This is a genomic window from Jeotgalibaca ciconiae, from assembly GCF_003955755.1.
GTDB classification, from domain to species: domain Bacteria; phylum Bacillota; class Bacilli; order Lactobacillales; family Aerococcaceae; genus Jeotgalibaca; species Jeotgalibaca ciconiae.
In genome coordinates, this window is record NZ_CP034465.1 from 236,937 (window position 1) to 258,858 (window position 21,922).

General features: G+C 36.9%; 22 protein-coding genes. 4 read left to right on the forward strand and 18 right to left on the reverse strand.

What is annotated here, in order from left to right:
* Window positions 1-35: 35 nt before the first annotated feature.
* Window positions 36-359, reverse strand: coding sequence for an AzlD domain-containing protein (locus EJN90_RS01190; protein ID WP_126108481.1), 324 nt, complete (start codon window positions 357-359; stop codon window positions 36-38).
* Window positions 349-1,056, reverse strand: a complete 708-nt coding sequence (locus EJN90_RS01195) for an AzlC family ABC transporter permease (RefSeq protein WP_164543961.1) — start codon at window positions 1,054-1,056, stop codon at window positions 349-351. Before EJN90_RS01195 ends, EJN90_RS01190 begins: the two co-directional genes overlap by 11 nt.
* Before the next feature lie 214 nt (window positions 1,057-1,270).
* Here EJN90_RS01195 and EJN90_RS01200 point away from each other — a divergent pair, with 214 nt between their 5' ends.
* Complete coding sequence (locus EJN90_RS01200) at window positions 1,271-1,972, forward strand: MgtC/SapB family protein (protein WP_164543962.1); 702 nt, start codon at window positions 1,271-1,273, stop codon at window positions 1,970-1,972.
* A gap of 80 nt (window positions 1,973-2,052) precedes the next feature.
* Here the strand turns inward: EJN90_RS01200 and EJN90_RS01205 are convergent, their stop codons facing one another.
* On the reverse strand, window positions 2,053-3,354 hold the full coding sequence (locus tag EJN90_RS01205) for a pyrimidine-nucleoside phosphorylase (protein WP_126112185.1): 1,302 nt from the start codon (window positions 3,352-3,354) through the stop codon (window positions 2,053-2,055).
* 19 nt (window positions 3,355-3,373) lie between these two features.
* Complete coding sequence (gene rpiA, locus EJN90_RS01210) at window positions 3,374-4,051, reverse strand: ribose-5-phosphate isomerase RpiA (protein WP_126108484.1); 678 nt, start codon at window positions 4,049-4,051, stop codon at window positions 3,374-3,376.
* Window positions 4,052-4,225: 174 nt separating this feature from the next.
* On the opposite strand from rpiA, the gene EJN90_RS01215 reads away from it, so the two are divergent.
* Entirely contained in the window at window positions 4,226-4,906 is a 681-nt protein-coding gene (locus tag EJN90_RS01215) for a serine dehydratase beta chain (RefSeq protein ID WP_126108485.1), read from the forward strand.
* Between the two features lie 10 nt (window positions 4,907-4,916).
* Window positions 4,917-5,825, forward strand: a complete 909-nt coding sequence (gene sdaAA / locus EJN90_RS01220; RefSeq protein ID WP_126108486.1) for an L-serine ammonia-lyase, iron-sulfur-dependent, subunit alpha — start codon at window positions 4,917-4,919, stop codon at window positions 5,823-5,825.
* A 283-nt stretch (window positions 5,826-6,108) separates the two neighbouring features.
* Here the strand turns inward: sdaAA and EJN90_RS01225 are convergent, their stop codons facing one another.
* The 7 genes from EJN90_RS01225 to murB form a co-directional block, all read right to left on the reverse strand.
* Complete coding sequence (locus EJN90_RS01225; RefSeq protein ID WP_126108487.1) at window positions 6,109-7,179, reverse strand: ABC transporter substrate-binding protein; 1,071 nt, start codon at window positions 7,177-7,179, stop codon at window positions 6,109-6,111.
* Window positions 7,176-8,018, reverse strand: a complete 843-nt coding sequence (locus EJN90_RS01230; protein ID WP_126108488.1) for an ABC transporter permease — start codon at window positions 8,016-8,018, stop codon at window positions 7,176-7,178. Before EJN90_RS01230 ends, EJN90_RS01225 begins: the two co-directional genes overlap by 4 nt.
* Window positions 8,002-8,832: an ABC transporter permease gene (locus EJN90_RS01235; protein ID WP_126108489.1), complete on the reverse strand. Its 831-nt coding sequence runs from the start codon at window positions 8,830-8,832 to the stop codon at window positions 8,002-8,004. The genes EJN90_RS01230 and EJN90_RS01235 overlap by 17 nt, the downstream gene beginning before the upstream one ends.
* Before the next feature lie 12 nt (window positions 8,833-8,844).
* Entirely contained in the window at window positions 8,845-9,933 is a 1,089-nt protein-coding gene (locus tag EJN90_RS01240; RefSeq protein WP_126108490.1) for an ABC transporter ATP-binding protein, read from the reverse strand.
* Window positions 9,934-9,958: 25 nt separating this feature from the next.
* A complete protein-coding gene (locus EJN90_RS01245) occupies window positions 9,959-10,501 on the reverse strand; it encodes a helix-turn-helix domain-containing protein (protein WP_126108491.1) in 543 nt (180 codons plus the stop codon).
* A 164-nt stretch (window positions 10,502-10,665) separates the two neighbouring features.
* Window positions 10,666-12,375 carry an ABC transporter ATP-binding protein gene (locus EJN90_RS01250; RefSeq protein WP_164543963.1) on the reverse strand — a complete coding sequence of 570 codons (1,710 nt, stop codon included), beginning with the start codon at window positions 12,373-12,375 and terminating at the stop codon, window positions 10,666-10,668.
* A 22-nt stretch (window positions 12,376-12,397) separates the two neighbouring features.
* Window positions 12,398-13,357: a UDP-N-acetylmuramate dehydrogenase gene (gene murB, locus EJN90_RS01255; protein WP_227872543.1), complete on the reverse strand. Its 960-nt coding sequence runs from the start codon at window positions 13,355-13,357 to the stop codon at window positions 12,398-12,400.
* Window positions 13,358-13,635: 278 nt separating this feature from the next.
* On the opposite strand from murB, the gene EJN90_RS01260 reads away from it, so the two are divergent.
* Complete coding sequence (locus EJN90_RS01260; RefSeq protein ID WP_126108493.1) at window positions 13,636-13,887, forward strand: hypothetical protein; 252 nt, start codon at window positions 13,636-13,638, stop codon at window positions 13,885-13,887.
* Window positions 13,888-13,953: 66 nt separating this feature from the next.
* Here the strand turns inward: EJN90_RS01260 and EJN90_RS01265 are convergent, their stop codons facing one another.
* From EJN90_RS01265 to EJN90_RS01295, 7 genes are all read right to left on the reverse strand, one after another.
* Complete coding sequence (locus tag EJN90_RS01265; RefSeq protein ID WP_164543964.1) at window positions 13,954-14,481, reverse strand: GNAT family N-acetyltransferase; 528 nt, start codon at window positions 14,479-14,481, stop codon at window positions 13,954-13,956.
* Complete coding sequence (gene tsaE, locus EJN90_RS01270) at window positions 14,471-14,965, reverse strand: tRNA (adenosine(37)-N6)-threonylcarbamoyltransferase complex ATPase subunit type 1 TsaE (protein ID WP_126108495.1); 495 nt, start codon at window positions 14,963-14,965, stop codon at window positions 14,471-14,473. Before tsaE ends, EJN90_RS01265 begins: the two co-directional genes overlap by 11 nt.
* 114 nt (window positions 14,966-15,079) lie before the next feature.
* Window positions 15,080-16,060, reverse strand: a complete 981-nt coding sequence (gene pta / locus EJN90_RS01275; RefSeq protein WP_126108496.1) for a phosphate acetyltransferase — start codon at window positions 16,058-16,060, stop codon at window positions 15,080-15,082.
* A gap of 505 nt (window positions 16,061-16,565) precedes the next feature.
* A complete protein-coding gene (locus tag EJN90_RS01280) occupies window positions 16,566-18,125 on the reverse strand; it encodes a glycoside hydrolase family 43 protein (protein WP_227872544.1) in 1,560 nt (519 codons plus the stop codon).
* A gap of 265 nt (window positions 18,126-18,390) precedes the next feature.
* Window positions 18,391-19,758 carry an MATE family efflux transporter gene (locus EJN90_RS01285; protein ID WP_126112191.1) on the reverse strand — a complete coding sequence of 456 codons (1,368 nt, stop codon included), beginning with the start codon at window positions 19,756-19,758 and terminating at the stop codon, window positions 18,391-18,393.
* A 107-nt stretch (window positions 19,759-19,865) separates the two neighbouring features.
* Window positions 19,866-20,864, reverse strand: coding sequence for an LLM class flavin-dependent oxidoreductase (locus tag EJN90_RS01290; RefSeq protein ID WP_126108497.1), 999 nt, complete (start codon window positions 20,862-20,864; stop codon window positions 19,866-19,868).
* A gap of 182 nt (window positions 20,865-21,046) precedes the next feature.
* Entirely contained in the window at window positions 21,047-21,913 is an 867-nt protein-coding gene (locus tag EJN90_RS01295) for a prephenate dehydrogenase (protein WP_126108498.1), read from the reverse strand.
* Window positions 21,914-21,922 lie beyond the last annotated feature (9 nt).

Here is a 21,922-nt window from a genome sequence, read left to right on the forward strand (position 1 = left end):
GTTTCGACATGAAGTTTGTCCTTCTTATCAAAAAATTATGTCAGCCACACCATTAGTGCAATGGAAATAACCCCTGCTAAAATAGAATAAATCATATTTTTTGTTTTATATGCAACGAATAACGTTATTAGAGAAGGAATCAATTTTACATTTGATGTGAGATCAAATTGCACATTGTCTTCTTGGAAAAAAATATCCGTTGCAATAAGTGATGCAAAAATGGAAATCGGAATGTAGCCCATCCACTTTCGAAACCAAAGCGGCAAATTTGCATTTTTCAATAGCAATATTGGCAGAAACCGAGGTAAATAAGTAACTACTGCCGCTAAAATAATTAACAAGAGAATATCACGACTCATGTATTACACCTTCCTTTTTTTCCTTTATGGTTGATAGAACCAAACCAAAGAAAGATGCGATAATGGATGCGATCAGAATCGCAATACCATTTTTCAAAATGACTTTCAGAATTACTGAAAGAACAATGGCAAAAATACTGGTCCAAAATAATACCCAGTTCTCAATCTGTGCTGCTAACAGATAAATAAACATTGCTGTTAACATGTAGTTCATAATAACGGTTGAAATCGTTACACTGTTTCCTAACACACCACCGATAAAAGTACTGATTCCCCAAGTTAAATAAGAAGCAGTTCCAGCGACTAACGCTTTGTTAGTAGTCCATCCTGAGTCCAATTTAAATTTCATCAGATTCACTGCGTACGATTCATCCGTTATTGTTTGAGCAAAAAGCATATTGAATAGTGTTGATTCGTTTTTTAATCTACTTGCTAGTGTGGAACTCATTAATAAATGCCGTAAATTAATAAAAAACACCATCAGAACAATTTCTAATACTCCCACCCCGCTCATTGTCATGGAAGCAATCATAAATTGAGAAGCTCCTCCATAAATAAATAAGCTCGTCATCAAGACCGCTATACTATTAAAACCAGCCTGTTGCAGCAGTACGCCGCAAGCAAGGCCGATTGGAACATAACTAATACATACTGGTAATATTGCTTGAAATCCAGTACGCCACTCTTCTTTTTTCACATCCAGCCTCCTACTCAATTTTTATCTAATAGAATTTTTATAACAATTCTAAATCCTCAATAAATTTTCCTAAATATATGTAATTCTATCATAGTTTTTTTATATAGGAAGTTGAATTCTAAACTTTCTATTTTGAAAGCCCTTTTAATGTTTTTACTTTCTATCCCCTTAGAGATAGACTAAAATAAAGATAGAAATGAAGGGAGGAATGTGTATGTATGATTTAGATTATTTTGAAATTACCCTTCGGTTAATAATATCCGTTGGCATTGGAGCAGCGATTGGACTTGAGCGAGAAACAAACCACCAGTCAGCAGGTCTTCGCACAAATATTGTTGTTTGTGTGTCAGCTTGTCTGTTAACTATTATCCAAGGAGAAATCTCTTATATGGTTCTTCGTATGGGATTGGAGAATCCCGATTTACAACCAATGTTAACAACTGATTTTGCTCGAATTACTGCTCAAATTGTAAGTGGGATTGGTTTCCTTGGTGCGGGAGCAATTATCACAACCCGCGCTGATACGATTTCTGGTTTAACGACTGCTGCAACGATTTGGGGAGTTGCTGGTCTGGGAATTGCGATTGGAATGGGCTATTATTATTTATCGCTGGTGAGCTGTCTCATTATTTTAATAGTTCTTTATGTACTAAAGCGAATGGTTCGTATTGGAGAAATTTTCCGGTTGGATATTAAAGTATCTGATCGTGATGCTATCCAACAATTCCATGCTTTTTTTAAAGAAAACAAATTAAAAACAACTGATGAAGATTTTAAGATGTTGCAAACAAATGAGGGGGTTATTTTTCAACTAACTTATAACATTTATATTCCCCGATCAGTAAATCATAATGACATTATTGATGAATTCCTCAAACTCAATGAAAGTATTATTGAAATTTCATTCAAAGACTGAAAAAACCATAAAATTCTTCCTATAAAAAAATAGAGAGCTTCAACTGGTATATTCGCCGATTGAAGCTCTCTATTTTATATTTAATCCGTAATAACTTCGTGAATAAGTGTTGGCTTATTTTTTTGTTTTCTGAATTGATAGGATGCATGTACTAACGCTTCCGCTTCAGAAAAATCTTTATCATTGGCAAAGAGGGTAACAAGTATGTCCCCTTTCTTTACTGTGTCGCCTACTTTTTTATGCAAGATTAACCCCGCAGCTAAATCAATTTCAGATTCTTTTGTAGCACGCCCAGCTCCCAAAGACATCGCAGCAACACCGATAGAATCAGCATTTATTTCTGCCACATATCCCTCTTCTTCAGCCAGGACTTCTTTTTTATCTTTTGCTTGCGGCATCAGTGAATAATCATTTACGACTTCTGGATTTCCATCTTGCGCAGCAATAAATTCTTTGAATTTTTCTAATGCCTCACCATTGTGTAGTTTTACTTTTAATAATTCTTTTGCTTCAGAAAGGCTCGTTGCTCTTTCGCCGAGATACACCATCTGAGCCCCTAATTCTAAGCAAAGTTCCTCTAAATCAGCGGGACCTTTCCCTTTCAAAGTCTCAATCGCTTCTTCGATTTCAAGGGCATTTCCAACTGCAAAGCCTAAAGGTTGGCTCATATCAGAAATAATTGCCATTGTATTTCTACCGGCAAGATTCCCGATTGCAACCATGGCGTGTGCTAATTCTTCTGCATCTTCAATTGACTTCATAAATGCGCCCGCGCCTACTTTTACGTCGAGTACAATCGCATCTGCACCAGCAGCTATCTTTTTACTCATAATTGATCCGGCAATCAAAGGCAAGGAGTTTACTGTTCCTGTTACATCTCGTAATGCATATAGCTTTTTATCGGCTGGACATAAATCTCCAGATTGGCCAACTACTGCTACTTTGTTTTTATTTACTAAATCAATAAAAGTCTGTTCGGCAATTTCTACTCGAAAACCAGGAATTGATTCTAATTTGTCAATCGTACCGCCTGTATGGCCTAAGCCTCTACCACTCATCTTAGCAACAGGAACTCCAATGCTGGCTACTAAGGGAGCCAATACTAAAGTAGTCGTATCTCCCACTCCCCCAGTTGAATGCTTATCAACCTTGATTCCTTCAATTTCCGATAAGTCTATCTGATCACCCGATTCGGCAATGGCCATTGTAAATTCTACTCTTTCCTGATCTGTCATATCTTGGAAGTATACTGCCATTGCAAAAGCACTCATTTGATAATCTGGAATTGTATCGTTTGTATATCCTTCAATTAAAAACCGAATTTCTTCTCGGCTCAATTCTTTTCCTTCTTGTTTTTTTACAATCAGATCAACCATTCTCATCATTTTATCGTCCCTTCAATTATCTAGATACTTCTTTAACGATAACTTCTTCAGAAGTGCCAATTAAAACAGTATCAACACAATTTAAAAATAGACCATGCTCGACAACTCCTGTCATTTTATCCAACTCTTTTTCCAACTCTATCGGATAATCGATTTGTCCGAGATGAAGATCGATTATATAATTTTGTTCATCAGTTAAATAAAGAGTATCGTCTTCATTTTTACGGAAGGACGGCTGATAACCTTTTTCCTCAAATCGTTTGAAGAGTTGCTGAGAACCATATTTTACAACTTCAATTGGCAAAGGAAATGCTCCTAATTTCTGTACCATTTTGCTTTCATCCACAATCCAGATAATTTTTTTTGAGTTATTGGCAACAATTTTCTCGTATAAATGAGCCGCGCCGCCGCCTTTAATTCCGTGAAAGTCATCGCTGATTTCATCAGCGCCATCGATTGTCATATCAATATATTCTACTTCATCTACGCTTTTTAGTGGTATTTGTAAACGTTCTGCTTGTTCTTTGGTTCGAATGGAAGTCGTTACCCCGACTATATCCAATCCTTCTTCTTTCATTCTACGACCCACTTCTTCTACGAAATAATAAGCTGTCGAGCCTGTGCCCAATCCAACAACCATACCATTTTCTATGTAATCTGCTGCTTTTATCCCCACTGCTTTTTTGAGTTCCATAATCCACCTATTCCTTTATCTTTGTTTTTTTAATTATAGCACAGGAGACATTTTTATCGACAGAAACAACATGAGAGAATGATGAGTATATTTATCATGAGTTACTCACAATTACTTTCTCTTTATCTGATATAATAGCGTTGGATTTATTGAAAAAGGAAAAGAGGAGAAAAAATGGCTGACACATTTCGTAGCGTCTTTGATATTATTGGTCCAATTATGGTGGGCCCTTCCAGCTCTCACACAGCAGGAGCGTTGACACTCGGTAAAGCCGCTTCCCAATTATTTCAAATGCAAGCCAAAAAAGTAACAATCCAGTACTATGAATCTTTTGCGGAGACTCATCTTGGTCACGGAACTGATTTTGCTATTCTGGGAGGAATTTTAGGTTTATCTACGGAAGACCCCATGCTGCCTCATTCGTTAAAGATGGCGAAATCCCAAAATATAGAAGTTAATTTTATTGAGGAAACCGACCCCTCTCCTGTTAACCATCCCAATACAGCCACTATGACACTAGAACGAAATGATCGACGTATTATTGCTACTGGTTGTTCTATTGGCGGCGGCTCTATTCAACTAAACGTTGTCGAATTAGACAATTATCAAATGACAATTGACGGCTATTTGCCATTGTATTTTATTAAACAGAATAATCTTCATCGAAATATTTATACGATGACAGATTGGTATGCTTTTTTTGAGAAACATAGCTATCAATTATCCGATATTCGTATTTTTCAGGAAAATGAAGTGGAATGGGTAGTTCTGTATATGGAAACCCCACCTTCTGAAAAAATGATTTCTGAAATTAATGAACTAGCTTTTGTAGAGGAAGCAATTTTAATTAGTTAGGAGTAGGGATATGTATCAATCAATTGAACAATTAGTAACAGATGCCATTCAAAAAAATGTTCCTATTTCGGAATTGATGGTTTGTCAAGAAATGGAAAAATCTCATCGTACAAGAGAAGATATTTGGGAACAAATGCGCAAGAATTATCTTGTTATGAAAGATGCGGTAGAAAAAGGACTTACGGGCGACGGTGTATTCTCCCCCACTGGTCTGACTGGCGGAGAAGCAGTTAAACTACAGAATTACCGAAAGAAAGGTAAAACATTATCTGGCAATGACCTTTTGTTAGCAGTTGAAAATGCCATCGCCACAAATGAAGTGAATGCTTCGCTAGGAATTATCTGCGCAACGCCGACAGCCGGTTCTTCCGGCACACTGCCTGGTGTCATGTTTGGGATTAAAGACAAACTTTCTTTAAGTGAAGATCAAATGGTGCAGATGCTTTTTTGTGCGAGTGGTTTTGGAATGGTCATTGCTAATCAAGCAATGATTTCAGGTGCCGCAGGCGGTTGCCAAGCAGAAGTCGGCAGCGCATCCGGCATGGCTGCAGCTGCGGCTGTAGAAATTGCAGGTGGGACACCAGAACAAGCTTCAGAAGCAATGGCTATGGCAATTAGTAATCTTCTTGGATTAGTCTGTGATCCAGTAGCCGGATTAGTTGAGATTCCTTGTGTAAAAAGAAATGCCATCGGCGCTGCCAATGCTTTACTTTCTGCGGATATGGCTCTTGCCGGTTTGACAAACAAGATTCCTGCAGATGATGTCATTGATGCTATGCGCCGTGTCGGAAAAAGTCTGCCCCCTTCTCTGCGTGAGACTGGTTTAGGAGGTTTGGCTGCAACCCGAGAAGGCGTAAAATTAAAGATGCAAATCTTTGGGACAGAAGTGGAGATTAAAAGAAATCATGAAGATTCATGAGAGTAATCATAATTGTATAAAAGAGCTTCACCATTTGCAGTTATAAATAATAGAAAAAAAGATTATCAAGCTCTTTTTCTAGCCTGAATGTCTTTATTTCTTTAGAACAAAGACATTCGATACTAAATTTTCTGCTGAACATCTTTATTTTTTGAAAATAAAGATATTCAGACTCAAAATACTATTTGAAAGTCTTTTTCTATACAGTTTAGAAAATTGAATCACGTTCGGTAGAAAAAACTATAAAACAAAGAGCGCAGAAATTCACTTTCTGCGCTCTTTGTTAATTCCTAAACATCTTTACTTCCAAAAATAAATCATTATAAATTCCAAGCAACTCTGATCCGAGATTTTCATAAACTTCCATATGAGAAACAGCTTCATCAGATGGATAGAAATTTTCGTCTTCAACAATTTCTGGATCCATCAACTCAATTGCCGCTTCATTCGGCGTAGAATAGCCTACATAATCAGCGTTGATAGCTGCATTTTCTGGGTCAAGCATGAAGTTGATAAAGGCATATGCCCCTTCCACATTCTGAGCTATTTTTGGAATGACAATATTATCAAACCACAGATTGGTTCCTTCTTCTGGAATCACATAATGCAGATGCTCATTTTCCCATAGCATCTCGCTCGCTTCACCAGAAAAGGTAACTGCGATAGCTGCTTCTTCTTGAATCATATACATCTTGATTTCATCCGCTACAATTGCTTTAATATTGGGTGTAAGTAATTTTAGATTCTCGGCAACTTTTCTAAGTAATCCTGGATCTCTCTCATTCAAAGAATATCCTTGGCTTTGCAAGCCAATTCCCATTACTTCCCGAGCTCCATCTATTAACATCAGTTTATGTCGATATTCTTCATTCCACAAATCATTCCAAGAGTTTGGTTCCTCTTCAATAAATTTATCATTATAGACAATTCCTAATGTTCCCCAAAAATAAGGAATGGAATAGCGATTTCCTTCATCAAAATTCAAATCTAAAAATCGGTCTCCAATATAATCCAGTCCCTCAATCTTGGAGTGATCTAATTCCAATAACATGTCTTCTTCGATCATTTTATCAATCATATATTCAGAGGGTACCGCAATATCGTAAGAAGTACCGCCTTGGTTAATTTTCGTATACATGGCTTCATTCGAATCGAATGTTTCGTAGGAAACTTTATAACCTGTCTCTTCTTCGAATTTCGCAAGCAGCTCCGGTTCGATGTAGTCGCCCCAATTATAAATCGTTAATGTGTTATCTCCAGTGAATCCTTGTGAACGGTTCAAATAGTTAATCCCGAATGCAAGTGAAAGGCAGATAATCAAAATCGTTATCATACTAATGAGTAGTCGTCTCATTGATTTATCACCTCTCCTTGATTAAAGGTCATTGCTTTTAATTCTTTTTCACGTTTTCTTTGTCCATAGACCTGTATGAAGTTATATCCTAAAACAAGTAATAGTGTGAAGACAAACATCAATGCACTTAATGCATTAATTTCTAAACTTACTCCTCGACGCGCACGAGAATAGATTTCAACAGCAAGTGTACTAAAGCCGTTCCCTGTTACGAAAAAGGTTACCGCAAAGTCATCCAACGAATACGTAAAAGCCATGAAAAATCCACTAAGTATCCCTGGCGTAATACTGGGCAATAAAATCCGCGTAAGGACTTGCCAAGAATTTGCTCCTAAATCTTGCGCCGCGCTGATCATAGAGTCTTTCATTTCATATAATTTTGGTAAAACCATCAACACAACAATCGGTATCGAAAAAGCGACGTGGGCAAGCAATACAGAAGCAAATCCTAATCCGAAGCCGACAATTGTGAAAAGAATCAATAGACTTGCTCCAATGATAACATCGGGCGATACCATTAAAATATTATTCAAACTCAGCAAGGTTTGTTGGGTACGACGCTTCTTTGTATAGTAAATATAAATCGCGCCAAAGGTCCCGATAATGGTTGCCAGTAAGGAAGATAGTAATGCGACCAACAAGGTATTTAAGACGATGCCGATTAACCGTTTGTCTTCAAACACAGCCTGATAATGTTCTAATGTAAAGCCCGTAAATTCATTCATTGTTCCTCCTTCATTGAAAGAGTAATAAATTAAATAAAAGATAGGCAGATATAAGACGAGAAATACGAGTATTAAAAACAAGTTGTTCCATTTTGAGTTACTTGATACTTTCATTTTGTTTTACCCCTCGCTTTCTATTTTTCTCACCGGTTAATCGCATGATGATAAACATGGAAATGATTAATATAACGCCGATTGTTGAACCCATTCCCCAATTTTGAGTAACGAGAAAATGTTGTTCAACTGCAGTACCTAATGTAATTACTCGGTTACCCCCAATTAACCGCGTTAACATAAAGAGTGATAAGGAAGGAATAAAGACGGCTTGGAAGCCGCTTCTAACTCCGCGCATGCTTAATGGAAAAATCACTCGTTTAATCGTTTCCCAACGCGTCGCTCCTAGATCATAACTAGCCATCTCCAAAGAAGGATTAATTTCTTGGATGGAGTTAAAAATCGGCAAAATCATGAAAGGCAGTTCAATATATGCGGCTACAAACAGGAAACTGAAATCAGTAAATAGAATTTGCTGTGGGGCAATTCCTAAAAAACCAAGGAAATTGTTTACCGTACCACTTTGACTAAAAATACCAATAAAAGCATATGCTTTTAATAATAAATTGATCCATGTCGGTAAAATAATAAGCGATAGCCAAAGCTGTTTGTATTTTGTTCTGCTCAGAAATAATGCTGTTGGGTAACTAATAAGAAATGTCACCAAAGTAATCAAAAATGCATAGAAAAATGAATTTAGTGTCATAGCTAAATAATTTCCAGATTGAAAATACGTCAAATAATTAGCAAAGGTAAAGTTACCCGAGATATCAAAAAATGACTGATACAAGATTAACAACATTGGGGCTACTACAAATAATGCTAGCCATAAGACATAAGGTGCTGAGTACCAAACTTTTGAACGTGTAGTCATTTATGCTCCCTCCTATGCTTCGTAACTTTCAAGACGAGCATCAAATTCTTCTTCTGTTTCTCCTAGACGCATAACGTGAATATCATGCGGTGTAAAATAGAGACCAATATCTTGTCCGATTACAGCTTTTTTCGTTGAATGAACCATCCATTCATTGCCGTCCTTATCGTATCCAATAATTTCATAATGCACGCCTCTGAACAGTTGGCTATCAACATTCACTACTAACTTTCCTTTTTCAACGGTAGTTAATTCTAAATCTTCTGGACGAATCACTACTTCAATTCGTTCTCCAGGAGTAATCCCAGCGTCCTCACATTCAAATTCTTTGCCAACCATTTTAACTTTATAATCTTCCACCATCGTTCCAGCAATTATGTTACTTTCACCAATAAAATCAGCAACAAAACGATTGATCGGTTCGTCATAAATATCTACCGGAGTTCCACTTTGAACAATTTTTCCTTTATCCATTACAAAGATCCAATCACTCATTGCTAACGCTTCTTCTTGATCATGAGTAACAAAAATAAAAGTAATTCCCAAACGTCTTTGCAGTTCCCTTAATTCATACTGCATATCTGTACGTAACTTCAAATCTAAAGCAGAAAGTGGTTCATCCAATAACAACACCTCTGGCTCATTAACGATTGCTCGTGCAATTGCTACACGCTGTTGCTGTCCACCAGACATTTCACGTATCTCTCTATTTTCATAGCCAGAAAGTTGAACCATTTTCAAAGCATTTTTTACTTTCGCTTCTATTTCTGATTTTGGCAATTTTTTTAATGACAGCCCAAATGCTATATTGTCAAATACATTCATATGCGGGAAAAGTGCATAATCCTGAAAAATCGTATTTACTTTTCTCTTATTTGGCGAGATATCATTCACAATCTGATCGTTTATTTTTATGGAACCTTCTGTAACATCTGTAAAACCAGCAATTAATCGGAGAATGGTCGTTTTTCCACATCCTGATGGACCAAGTAAGGTATAAAACTTCCCTTTTTCAATTTCAAAATTGATGTCGTGTAAAATTACGTTATCGTCATAAGCCTTGTTTACACCTTCAAAAACGATGTTTGTATGATTTGTCATTCATTACACCTGCACTTTCTAATAATTATAAGTAAGAATCTGTTACAACCAACAGTACCTTGGTTGTTTTTGTAGATGCATTACGCATTCGGTGAGACTCTGTTGCCTCATAGTAAAATGATTGCCCTTTTTTTATTTGAAATTTTTGTTCGCCTATTTCCAGCCCAACTGTCCCTGCTAAAACATAGCCAAATGTTTCAGCTAATGAAGGTGGAAACTGCTTAAACTCTCCATCTTCTTTTAATGTTATCATAACTGGTTCCATTTCTTTATCATTTGAATCGGAAATCAACCATGTCATTGCATAACCTTTTTCTTCATCCTCAAAAATGGTCACATCATTTTTTGTATAGACCACGGACTGACTTTCCTTTTCAGAATCAAAGAAGTCTTTTGGCGTAGTCCCCAATACTTCTAGCACATCAAAAAATGTTTCCATGGAGGGCGAGCTCAAATTGTTTTCTAATTGAGAAATATAACCTTTTGTTAAATCGGTACGCTCTCCCAATTCCTCTTGCGTTAAATTCTTTTGGAGACGTAAATCCTTCAACTTCTTACCTATTTCCAAGGAAAACCCTCTTTTCTTCATCGTTAGTTTAGTAATACTAATCTTTAAGTTTAGGCACGAATAAAATTATAGCGATATTCTAGAAAAATACAAGCGTTATTAATCAAAAAAAATAAAAACATCTTGCTCCATTACGGAACAAAATGTTTTTAATCAAAATATTGTTAGAAAAGGCGTGCAACCCGATCATAGTGTATGAATTTTTCTGTAAAGACATAAGGATCTTTCATCCCAATGTGTCTTGCAAAGGTAAATAGACTTGTTTCTTTTAAGGAAGAACGTTCAATAATTTCAGGACTGACTAATATATAGACAGGACTTGCATCAGCGATAACTTTTCCTTTTGATACTACAATTGCTCTTTTTGTATACTCAATCATTAAATGAATATCATGTGTGACAAGTAAAACAGTCACTCCTTGCAAATGGATAGACTGTAAAAAATTTAAAATCTCTGTGTAACGAAGGAAATCCTGCCCCGCAGTTGGTTCATCGACAATAATCATTTTAGGACTTAATGCAAGTACGGAAGCAATTGCCACTCTTCGCAACTGCCCAAAACTTAAAGCGTTCATTGGCAAGTCACGAATGTATTGTAAACTGCATACTTCGATTACTTTCTCGACCCGATGTGAAATCTCTTCCTCAGAATAACCTTCTTCTTTTAGCCGAAAGGACAATTCCTCATAGATATTGTCTTGCGTAATCGTTTCAAGAGGATTTTGTGGGACATAGCCTACTAATTTTTTCATCTTTTGTGCATTAAAATCAGTAATTTCTTCGCCCTTCCAGAACAACTTTCCAGTTTTTAATTTTTCTTGACCGGATAAAATTTTTACCAGAGTTGTTTTCCCAGAGCCATTTGGACCGATTAGGCTTAGAATCTCACCTTCCATGATTTTAAAGCTTACGTCGTCTATAATATTTTCTTTGTTCCATGGATATTTAAAGGTAGCATCCTGAATTTCCAGTAACACCTCATCATTAGATGGATACTGGAATTGAGGCAAATAAGATAGCCAACGCTCCATATCTTCTCTTAAATTGGGACCGTTTACTTCGTCAACGTTATCCAAACTGTGAACATAATCCAAATTAACGCCCGCATACCTCATTGCAGTAATATATAAAGGCTCACGTATACCAATATCACTTAAAATATCCGTTTTCAGTATTTCTGATGGGTTTCCATCTGCGATGATGCGTCCTTCAGAAAATAAAATTAAACGGTCAATTGGATAAGCAAGCGCGTCTTCTAAACGATGTTCAATAATCATTACAGTTGAATTAGTATCTCTTTCTAATGAATCAATAAACTTCATCGTCAAATCGCCTGATTTTGGATCAAGATTCGCTAGTGGTTCATCAAAAATAAGCAGAGGCTTGTCATTTACAAAAAGCCCCGCTGTCTTCATCTTTTCAAATTGATTATCCGTTAACTGACTAAAGCTTTCCTGCAAAGAAGGAAATTTACTTAAAAACCATTTCATTCCAGCTAGCTTTTTTTGCTCTAAGTAACTTTGAAACGGCTGAATAGCGGTAGAAAAACCAGTCGAGTATTCTTTCTCTCTTTCTCTCACTGCTTCTCCGCTATCTTCCATATGAATCGCTAACTCGTTTGGCAGAAAATTAGAGATTCTCTTCTTTTCATTATCTTGTCCATAGGTAATCGTCCCTGTGTAATCGTCGTTATCTTTACTTGGCAAAATCCCAGATATACAACGAGCGAAGGTGGATTTCCCTGAGCCACTTGGCCCGATGACAAGAATTTTTTCCCCTTCATAAATCGTCACATTAATTTCTTTAAGAATTGGAAAATTTTGATCTGAATAGGTAAAGGTAAAATCTTGAAGTGTAATAAGTGGCTTTCTCATGGAATCCACCTCCTTTATTTTTTTAGGAAGACATTCTTTCTGCCACATTTTCAAATGATTCAAGGATAGAATCTTCCCCAATAATTCGTACTTCTGTCTCTAATTTTACCTGATACACATCCCAGATTACTTCTTGGATATGAGAAATCATTTCAATATAATCTGTTGCTGTTGCTTGATTAATATTCACAATAAATCCAGCGTGTTTGGTAGAAATTTGTGCGCCGCCCAAAATTTTTCCTTGAAGACCTGCATCCTGAATTAGTTTTCCAGTAAAGTAGCCCGTTGGCCGTTTGAAAACACTTCCGCAAGAGGGATATTCTAAAGGTTGTTTAGAAGTACGCAACTCTGTTAACTCATCCATTTTTTCAGAAATCTTTTCTTTTTTCCCTTTTTCTAACGCAAAAACTGTCTCAACCACAATATCGCCTGTTTCTTGAATTTTACTGTGTCGATAGCTGAATTCAAGCTCTTCATTTTTATAAATTTTTCGTTCACCTGTCAACGTGACAACTTCAACCGTTTCAATTACTGTTTTAACTTCTCCACCATATGCGCCAGCATTCATAAAGACGGCACCGCCGACACTCCCGGGAATCCCGCATGCAAATTCCAAGCCGGTTAAATTTTCATACAAGGCACGTTTCGATGTATCAATTAACTTTGCACCGCTTTGCACGACCAAGTGATTTTTTTCAATTTTTATTCCATTTAATTCCGTTAAGATCATTACGACTCCGCGTATTCCACCATCGCGAATAATAACATTACTGGAATTTCCTAAAATTGTTAGTGGAACATCTTTTTCATGTGTCCATTTTACAATCGCTTGAACTTCATCTTTGGTTACTGGAAAGACAAGAGCATCAGCAGGACCACCAGTTTTTGTATATGTATATGCATCTAAGGTTTCATTTTCTTTGATAATGACAGTCGGAAACTCTTTTTTTAGTTTCTTTGCCAACGTAATTTTCTCTTGCAATCTTTTCCCCTCGCTAAATCTTTCACTTTAAAGTTATTTAAGTTCTCATTTAAATTGTTCTACTCAATAAATAATAGTAACATAATTTTGGATAATAAGTACCGTTTATCTTTCAAGTTAGTAATTTTTATTGTAACATACATTAATTGTATAATAAGCTATTATTTACTCTACTGTCCAGTTATTTAAATAATGATTACCAATAAATCCTTAATCAAAGCAGAAAATCGCAAAAAAATATGCTAAAATGATTCGGTACAGTAAAGGAGGAACTTCTTTTGTCTAATAAACAATTAAAAAATGCGACCGTTTTTACCCTATTAAGCGTTCTCTATCCAGTATATTTATTTTCAACGAAAGAGCCTGACACAATTGCAACGATTTCACTACTGCTAGCGATATTCTTTCCAATCGTAGGTGTAATTTTCGGATTGAACGTAAAAGATAAACGTTTTAAATGGGCATTTGTTATCATCAACATTCTTGTGCTAGCCATTTTTTCAAATTATGCACTTACTATTTTATTCTAAGGTATTTGTATATACTTTAAAAACCCCACTGAATCAATTTTGATTATTCAAAGGGGTTTTCTTATTTTAATCGATTAATAGGCTCATCATAATTCCCTCAACAAATTCATCATCAATATACATGACACGAGACATGATTCCTTCTTTTTGATAGCCCATCTTTTCATATAATTTTATTGCACGTTCGTTTCCTGCATGGACCGTTAATTCAAGACGTTTGATAATCCCGCTTTCTTTTGCCCAGATTTCAACTTCTTCCATAAGGACCGTCCCGATTCCGAATCCCCAGAATTCCTTTTCTACCGTAATTCCAACTTCGCCAACATGACGTGTTTTAGGCTTATCATTGGAACCTACTGACGCAATTCCAATTAACTCTTCATTATTAATAGTGGCAATAAGCATAATTTCATTTTCTTTTTCCATTAATCCTTCTAAATACATTTCTTCAAAAGCTTCTGATAATTCTAATCCTTCTGGTCCATAAGTCAAGAAGTCCGTTTCACTGCCTGTTTTTTTACTAAAAGCTAGAATTTCTTTTGCATCGGTTGGAATCGCCTCTCGAATCATTATTTCGATTTTTTCAGTTTTCATATATTTTTCTTTCCTCCCATTTTCTTTTCCACTCATGAAGCAGTTTTTCGTAATGATTGCCTTCCGCAATCATTTTAAAAGTACGTTCTCGCGAAAACTCACCACTCCTACTGATTTCAATTTGAAGAAATTCCTTTGGTAATTCTTCTTTAATAAATTTTGACCATTCAATGACACTGACTCCATCCCCATAAAAATATTCTTCCAGCCCTAATTCTTCTCCGCCCGCTTCTTCTAAACGGTAAACATCCAAATGGTACAAGGGAATTCGTCCTTTTGTATATTCTCTAATCAAAGTATAGGTAGGACTTTTGATAATTTGCTCAATTCCAAGACCTCTAGCTATCCCTTTGGTAAAGGTTGTTTTCCCAGCTCCCAGGTCTCCTTCTAATAAAATGACATCATTTGGGGCTGCTAACTCCCCTAACTTTTCACCAAGGAACATTGTATCTTCTTCATTTTTTATTTCAATGCTAAATGCCATTTGCGGCACCTCTCTTTTGTTTTTTTCCATTATAACGTATTTTTGAGAGAAAAAACTCCCTAATATACCAATCTAATGTTGGTATATATAGGGAGCTTTCCATATCAGAGATATTTAGCCAATTAAAGTTTGATTTGCTGTGATAATCGCTGTCTTATAAACGTCTTCTTCCACACAACCACGTGACAAGTCAGAGATTGGTTTGTTCAATCCTTGTAAGATTGGTCCTACTGCTTCAAACGCACCAAAGCGTTGAGCAATCTTGTAGCCGATATTTCCAGATTGGATTTCTGGAAATACGAATACTGTCGCTTCTCCTGCTACTTTTGAATCAGGAGCTTTTTGGTTCGCTACAGATTGAACGAATGCCGCGTCAAATTGTAATTCACCATCGATATTGTATTGTGGTGCCAATTCTTGAGCAATCTTGGTTGCTTCAGCAACTTTTTCTTGCTCTGGTGAAGATGCAGACCCTTTCGTAGAGAAGCTTAATAGAGCCACATTTGGTTCGATATCAAACATTTCAGCTGTTTTAGCTGATTCTACTGCAATCTCTGCAAGTTCCTGTGCATTTGGATTGATGTTGATTGCACAATCAGCGAACAAGTATTTTTCCTGTCCGCGTCCGCGCAACATGATGAATGCACCACTTGTGCGACTTACACCTGGTTTTGTTTTGATGATTTGTAATGCTGGACGAACGGTATCACCTGTCGAGTGAACGGCACCACTTACTAAACCATCTGCTAGTCCCATGTGAACTAACATTGTTCCGAAATAATTTTCATCTTTCAAGACTTCACGTGCTTGTTCTTCTGTAGCTTTTCCTTTACGGCGGTCAACAAAAGAAGCAACCATTTCTTCCATTTGATCATAAGCAGCAGGATCAAAAATTTTAACACCTTCGATGTCAAATCCACGATCTTTTGCTGCTTCAGTAATTGCTGCTTTGCTACCAATCAAGATTGGTTCCAACAAGTTTTCTGATTTTAGACGAACGACTGCTCCTAAGATACGTGGCTCAGTTCCTTCCGGGAAAACAATTTTAATATTTTTCCCTGCAATTTTTTCTGTTAAACTTTCAAACATTTCCAAGAGAGTTCCCTCCTACACGTTTTTAATACATCTTTATCATACCTTATTTGAAATGAAATTTCATTAAAAACCAAAGAAACAGTTAAAAAAACTGTATTATTTTTGCTTATGATAGCAAGAAAAATCATCAAGTGCCATGGTTACATAAATTTTAGAGAAAACAGAGAAATGGTTGAAGAAATGAGCACTTGAGCTTACTTCTTTTTTGTCTCTTTCAAACTTGCCCTTTGATATAACACAGCCTATTCGAAATGTATTACTGTCCTAGCACACAAAAAAGGCGCATCCTTCGTTTAAAAGGGATGCGCCTTTTTATTATTCTTTTTTCTGCTCAATAACGCAACCTCTAATTAACGCAAGTTTTTGTTGTTGCTCAGCCGTTCTTTTTGTGTTGTGATGAGTTGGAGTACATCCACCTTACAGAGGCGATTCTATCGTCTGAAAGCTTCCCTGCCGAAGGAACCCCTCCTCTCCGAAGAAGTGGTGAGGTCCCAAGTTAGATATTTTATTCAGCAGGCGAAAATTGAGTACAATAATTTATAAAATCTGCGGATCCTCCTTGATTCTGGGTAGAAAAAAGAAAAAGGCCTGTCCGACATCCCATGAAATGATCAAGACGATAATACAGCTTGTGAATAGGACCAAGTTGTTTCCAGTCATTTTCATTCTTGTATAAGAATCTGACTTCATCCACTCCATCTGTGAAATCAGCCATGATCCGTAGTTCTACAGAAGAATCTGTAGTTAGCACAGATTCTCGCTCCAGGCCAGGGCCCGTGTCTCCTCCTTCTGGACCCCAGATTCCTTCATCTGGATCCAGTTCCTTTTCCGTCATAACAATGTAATAGTGACCATCACGTTTCGTTATCGCAATCCAGCCATAGCAACCCTGTAAGGCGCAGATTCCGGCAAAGTCTCCCTCACTGATCTTAGAAGCATCAATCTGTACTGTAATATCACTGAAAGGCCCCATCATTCTCTGTGTCAGCATGTTTTTGGCCATAACAACATTTGCACAGGTTTCTTTTGTTGTGATTCGAAGCGCTCCCGGCCTTTCCGTTACCGACCACAGAGAATTATCAGGAATATGATTCCATTGCCATACATTCTTTAAAGAAACCGACCCATCCGGATTTGCCTCATACGAAAAAGAATCACTGTCCGTTAATGGAGCATAGTTATGATTCTGCTTTGTACTTCTGACTTCGAGTTCTAGTGGAACTTTTCCTTCATATCCAAATACCGGAAAATCATTCTCCCATTCAACAGGAACCAGAACAGGACATCTGCCTATTGCACCATGATCTTGGAACAGCATGGCATACCAGTCACCTTCAGGTGTATCGACCAGCCCCCCTTGTGCAATCCCGGCATTCCTGAATCCCTGGTCATCATTCAGAACATCTTTTCCTGTAAAAGTACCTTCCAAGGAATCCGATACAAAGCAAGCCTGTGTTCTTCTCTTTGTTCCATCAGCCAGCCAATGAACCATGAACACATAATATTTTCCATTTATCTTCTGAATATGGCAGCCTTCATATCCCAGGCTGACACGGTCCTTGTCTGTAATGATGACACGGTCGAGGCCATCAGGTTTGGGGCCTGACAGATCAGATAAAAGTTCTATTAAATGAATCTGGGTATTGCCATACACCAGGAATATTCTGTCCTCATCAAATAAGAGAGAACTATCATGATAAAATCCTTCTATTTCACTTTTTTCCCATGGCCCAGTGATTTGCTCTGACTGATACAGATAAGTCTTCCTTGTATCGTTTGCTGCAAAGCAAATATAAAATCTTCCGTTATGGTAACGCATGGAGGGTGCCCACATTCCCTGCCCATAAATATTTTGTCCGTCTTCTAACTTAGAGGCCGGTTTTCGATTCAATTCATCAAATACATAGGTTAAAATTTCCCAATTTAAAAGATCATAAGAGCGCAGGATCACTCCTCCTGGGAACATATGCATTGTTGTACTAATCATATAATAAGTATCATCCACCCTGATTACATCGGGATCAGGGAAATCAGAATAAATGAGTGGATTGTTTTTATGCATCATTTGAAAGCCTCCATAGTGTTTTTTTAGTCTTAGTATCATTCTTAACAGCTTCATAGTTCTGCATTACTTAGGATTCCTTTATTATTTCTTAGTTAAAATCATACTATCACATTTTATCATGATACACGATTCTTGAAAAGAAACAGGCAGTTGACACTTCTCAGTCGAGAACAATCAGGCAAGCTTATTCAATGCAGGCTTCTTGTTCTTTCAAGTTATGTAATATTACAGCAGGAAACATTGATGGATCAAGTTTGGATATTTTTTAGGATAATAAAGTTGAGTTATCTTCTAATGGATAGATATATTTTTTAAATATATAGCGCAAGAAAAACGCACATAATGTTGCTGAAAATAATTCAGATATCGGATGCGCCCACCAAATCACATGGACGTTCCCAGATAAAGAAAGAAGATAAGCAACAGGAAGTAATACAACCACTTGTCTTAAGATTGATACAGTTAAACTTAACAGTCCTCTTCCAAATGCTTGAAAGATGGTTCCACACATGATTCCAAATCCTGCTAACAAGAAACTAATACTGATAATACGCAGGGAAGGAACACCAATATTAATCATTTCCCCCGATGCATTAAATAGATTCAATAAAAATTCCGGGAAAATTTGGAAAATTGCAAAGCCAATCAGCATGATTCCTACTGCGTAAGCAATACTGTATTTGATGATCTTTACCATACGATTTTTATTTTTTGCTCCATAATTATAAGAAAGGATTGGAATCATTCCATTTGTTAATCCATAAACGGGCATAAATATAAAGGTTTGCAGTTTGAAATAAACGCCATACACTGCTGTGGCAGTTGATGTAAAGCCTAGTAAAATAATATTAATTACGTAGGTTGTCACAGAAGTTATGGATGTCATGATCATGGAAGGTATACCTACTCGATAGATTTCTTTCAAAGTAGCTTTATCAGGGCGAATATTTTTATAATCGACGGTCAGTTCCTTGTTTTTCTTTTCATGCATATACACGGCAAATCCCCCTGCAATGATTTGACCAATAACAGTCGCATATGCGGCCCCTGTCATTCCTAGCGCCGGAAAACCGAACCAGCCGAAAATCATAATTGGATCGAGAATAATATTAATAATTGCTCCCAATCCCTGTGTGTACATAGTATACAAAGTCTGACCTGTTGATTGCATTATTCTTTCGTACGTCATTTGAATAAACTGACCAAATGACCAAATCATTATAATTGATAAATATTTTTCCCCGTATTGAATAATTTCGATATCTGAAGTTTGTGAGGTAAAGAAATATTCTACCAATGTTAACCCTAAAACCAGAAAGATCAGGTAATGGAACACTCCAAGTAATATCCCATTTGATGCTGTAATACGAGCATCTTTTTCTTTCCGCTCTCCTAGCTGACGTGATAGTAAAGCGTTCATTCCTACACCGGTCCCTACTTGAACCGCCACCATTAAATTTTGTATTGGAAAAGCCATCGAAACAGCGGTTAATGCTTTTTCATTAATCTGAGCAACAAAAATACTATCGACGATATTGTAGAGCGAACTAATCAGCATGGATGCAATCATAGGTAACGATATCGTGAGTATTAATCGATTAATCGGCATGGTTCCCATTTTATTTTCTTTCATTTTTTCCAATCTAAATTTTCACCTCATTTGAATACATAATAAAGAACATTGCCGAAACAACGTTCTCACTCGAAACACTATAACAGAATATCCTGATAAATACTATTTTATTCTTGAAGTTGTTCTGCGATCAAGCGGTAAGATTCTAATCGTACTTCTTGAGGATCAGTAATCGTAATAATCATTGCTTCATCAAATCCGTAATTCTCTTTATAGCTATTTAGCTTTTCTGCAACAAATTTGGGAGTTCCAACGATATGTCCTTCTCTTACTTTCTCAATGACGGCTTGATCTATTTCAGTCAAAGGATAGTTCGCTGCTTCTTCTGCAGTCAAGAATTTTCCTAGTCGTTTCCCCCTAGCTAATTGCATTTTAAAAATCGCATAGGGTAACTCATAATATCTTGCTTCCTCTTCTGATTCACAAGCCAGTGCATAAAAAGCCACACTTAATTTTTTTTCAGGCATAAATTCAGAAGGTACAAACCGGCTGTTATAAATTTCGAATGCATCTGGATTCATTTGTCCACTAAAGAACTGCGCATATGAATACCCCATTCCTTTGGTTGCTGCTTGCAATGCACTGTCGCCACTTGATCCCAGTAACCAATTGCTCGGTCTGGTCTCAATAAAAGGCGCTGCTGGAGTATAACGATACAATTCATTTGTTGGCAGCTCATTCTTTAAAAATGATTGAATGGTATCGATTTTGTCATATAGTGTATCTAATTGAGGAACTTTCCCTTCAGATAAGGCAAAAATCGCATTTCGGTCCCCTCCTGGTGCCCGACCTAATCCCAAATCAATTCTACCTGGATAAAAAGCTTCCAAAGTTTTAAAAACCTCTGCTATTTTTAAAGGTGAATAATGCATCATCATGATGCCGCCCGAGCCGACCTTGATCTGATTCGTTCTTGCCGCAACTTGGCCAATGACAATCTCTGGAGCCGCACTTGCTAATGACTCGCTGCCATGATGCTCAGCAAACCAAATACGTTTATAACCGTATTTTTCTCCTTGTTGTGCTAAAATTACTGCATTTTCCAATGCATCACTTGCTGTTTCCTGCCCCATCAAAGGGATTTGATCTAATATACTTAAATCCATTTCGTTACCCTCATTCACTTTTTGTATTTTCTTCTATAGTAAGACTAACATAGTTTGAAGAAGATTTACTTACAAAAAGTACTTTCCAAGTAACTTTCAACGTATACAGAAGATTTCAATCCTGTATTTTTTTCTACGAAAAGAGAGACAATCTGAATTTTTATCAGCCGTCTCTCTTCTTTCTATCTCTTTTTCTTATCATCCGCTTCTAATTGTATTCTCCGTTTTGTTGATTCTCGGAACATAGACTCCATTTGTTCTGAATCTTCTTCTTGAATAGCTTTTTTCATCGTTTGGAATTGCTTTTCAAACCCTTCAATCGCATCCAATAATTCTACTTTATTTTCAATAAAGAGTTCTGACCATAGACTTTCATTAATCTTCGCAATACGGGTTAAATCTCGATAGCTGTCCCCTATGAATTTTACCGTCCCACGTTCAGGGTCATCGCTATTAATTAAAGATACAGCAATCACATGACAAAGCTGGCTCGTAAAAGCAATCATTTCATCATGTTTTTTTGGATTTACTAATGTTACTCGCTTGAATCCGATTCTTGTAATCAATTTTTCTAATCGTTCAAGATTTTCTTTTTTATTTTTTTCTGTTGGAGTTAATAAATAGTTTGCCCCTTCAAAAACTTCCGCATCCGCATATGCATATCCCCTATTTTCTCTCCCAGCCATTGGATGCCCATAGATGAAATCCACTTGCTCTGGTATCTCTTCCATTAACTGTTCAACAAGAACACCTTTCACGCCTGCTACATCGGTTAAAATAGCACCTTCTTTGAAATCATCCCGGTGTACTTTTATGAATTCTTTCAAGGCAAGAGGATACAACCCGATAATTACGATATCTGCTTGTTGTAAAATCCTTTGATTGCTTGTTTCGCCTTCATCAATAACGCCTTCTTCCAAGGCTTTCTTTAATGTTTCTTCATCTGGATCAATGGCAAGAATCCGTTCTCCTTCAACTGGATGTTTTCGCAACGCTTTTGCAAATGAACCCCCGACTACGCCAAGCCCCACAATCGCAATGTTCCTCATTTCAGACAT

Excerpts from the sequence above, each read along its gene's own strand:
- EJN90_RS01295 (WP_126108498.1), bottom strand. The coding sequence starts at position 21,913 with ATGAGGAACATTGCGATTGTGGGGCTTGGCGTAGTCGGGGGTTCATTT.
- EJN90_RS01190 (WP_126108481.1), bottom strand. The coding sequence starts at position 359 with ATGAGTCGTGATATTCTCTTGTTAATTATTTTAGCGGCAGTAGTTACT.
- EJN90_RS01285 (WP_126112191.1), bottom strand. The coding sequence starts at position 19,758 with ATGAAAGAAAATAAAATGGGAACCATGCCGATTAATCGATTAATACTC.
- EJN90_RS01200 (WP_164543962.1), top strand. The coding sequence starts at position 1,271 with ATGTATGATTTAGATTATTTTGAAATTACCCTTCGGTTAATAATATCC.
- EJN90_RS01225 (WP_126108487.1), bottom strand. The coding sequence starts at position 7,179 with ATGAGACGACTACTCATTAGTATGATAACGATTTTGATTATCTGCCTT.
- EJN90_RS01205 (WP_126112185.1), bottom strand. The coding sequence starts at position 3,354 with ATGAGAATGGTTGATCTGATTGTAAAAAAACAAGAAGGAAAAGAATTG.
- EJN90_RS01265 (WP_164543964.1), bottom strand. The coding sequence starts at position 14,481 with ATGAAAACTGAAAAAATCGAAATAATGATTCGAGAGGCGATTCCAACC.
- EJN90_RS01240 (WP_126108490.1), bottom strand. The coding sequence starts at position 9,933 with ATGACAAATCATACAAACATCGTTTTTGAAGGTGTAAACAAGGCTTAT.
- sdaAA (WP_126108486.1), top strand. The coding sequence starts at position 4,917 with ATGTATCAATCAATTGAACAATTAGTAACAGATGCCATTCAAAAAAAT.
- EJN90_RS01250 (WP_164543963.1), bottom strand. The coding sequence starts at position 12,375 with ATGAGAAAGCCACTTATTACACTTCAAGATTTTACCTTTACCTATTCA.
- EJN90_RS01215 (WP_126108485.1), top strand. The coding sequence starts at position 4,226 with ATGGCTGACACATTTCGTAGCGTCTTTGATATTATTGGTCCAATTATG.
- rpiA (WP_126108484.1), bottom strand. The coding sequence starts at position 4,051 with ATGGAACTCAAAAAAGCAGTGGGGATAAAAGCAGCAGATTACATAGAA.
- EJN90_RS01230 (WP_126108488.1), bottom strand. The coding sequence starts at position 8,018 with ATGAAAGTATCAAGTAACTCAAAATGGAACAACTTGTTTTTAATACTC.
- EJN90_RS01290 (WP_126108497.1), bottom strand. The coding sequence starts at position 20,864 with ATGGATTTAAGTATATTAGATCAAATCCCTTTGATGGGGCAGGAAACA.
- EJN90_RS01235 (WP_126108489.1), bottom strand. The coding sequence starts at position 8,832 with ATGACTACACGTTCAAAAGTTTGGTACTCAGCACCTTATGTCTTATGG.
- tsaE (WP_126108495.1), bottom strand. The coding sequence starts at position 14,965 with ATGGCATTTAGCATTGAAATAAAAAATGAAGAAGATACAATGTTCCTT.
- EJN90_RS01280 (WP_227872544.1), bottom strand. The coding sequence starts at position 18,125 with ATGATGCATAAAAACAATCCACTCATTTATTCTGATTTCCCTGATCCC.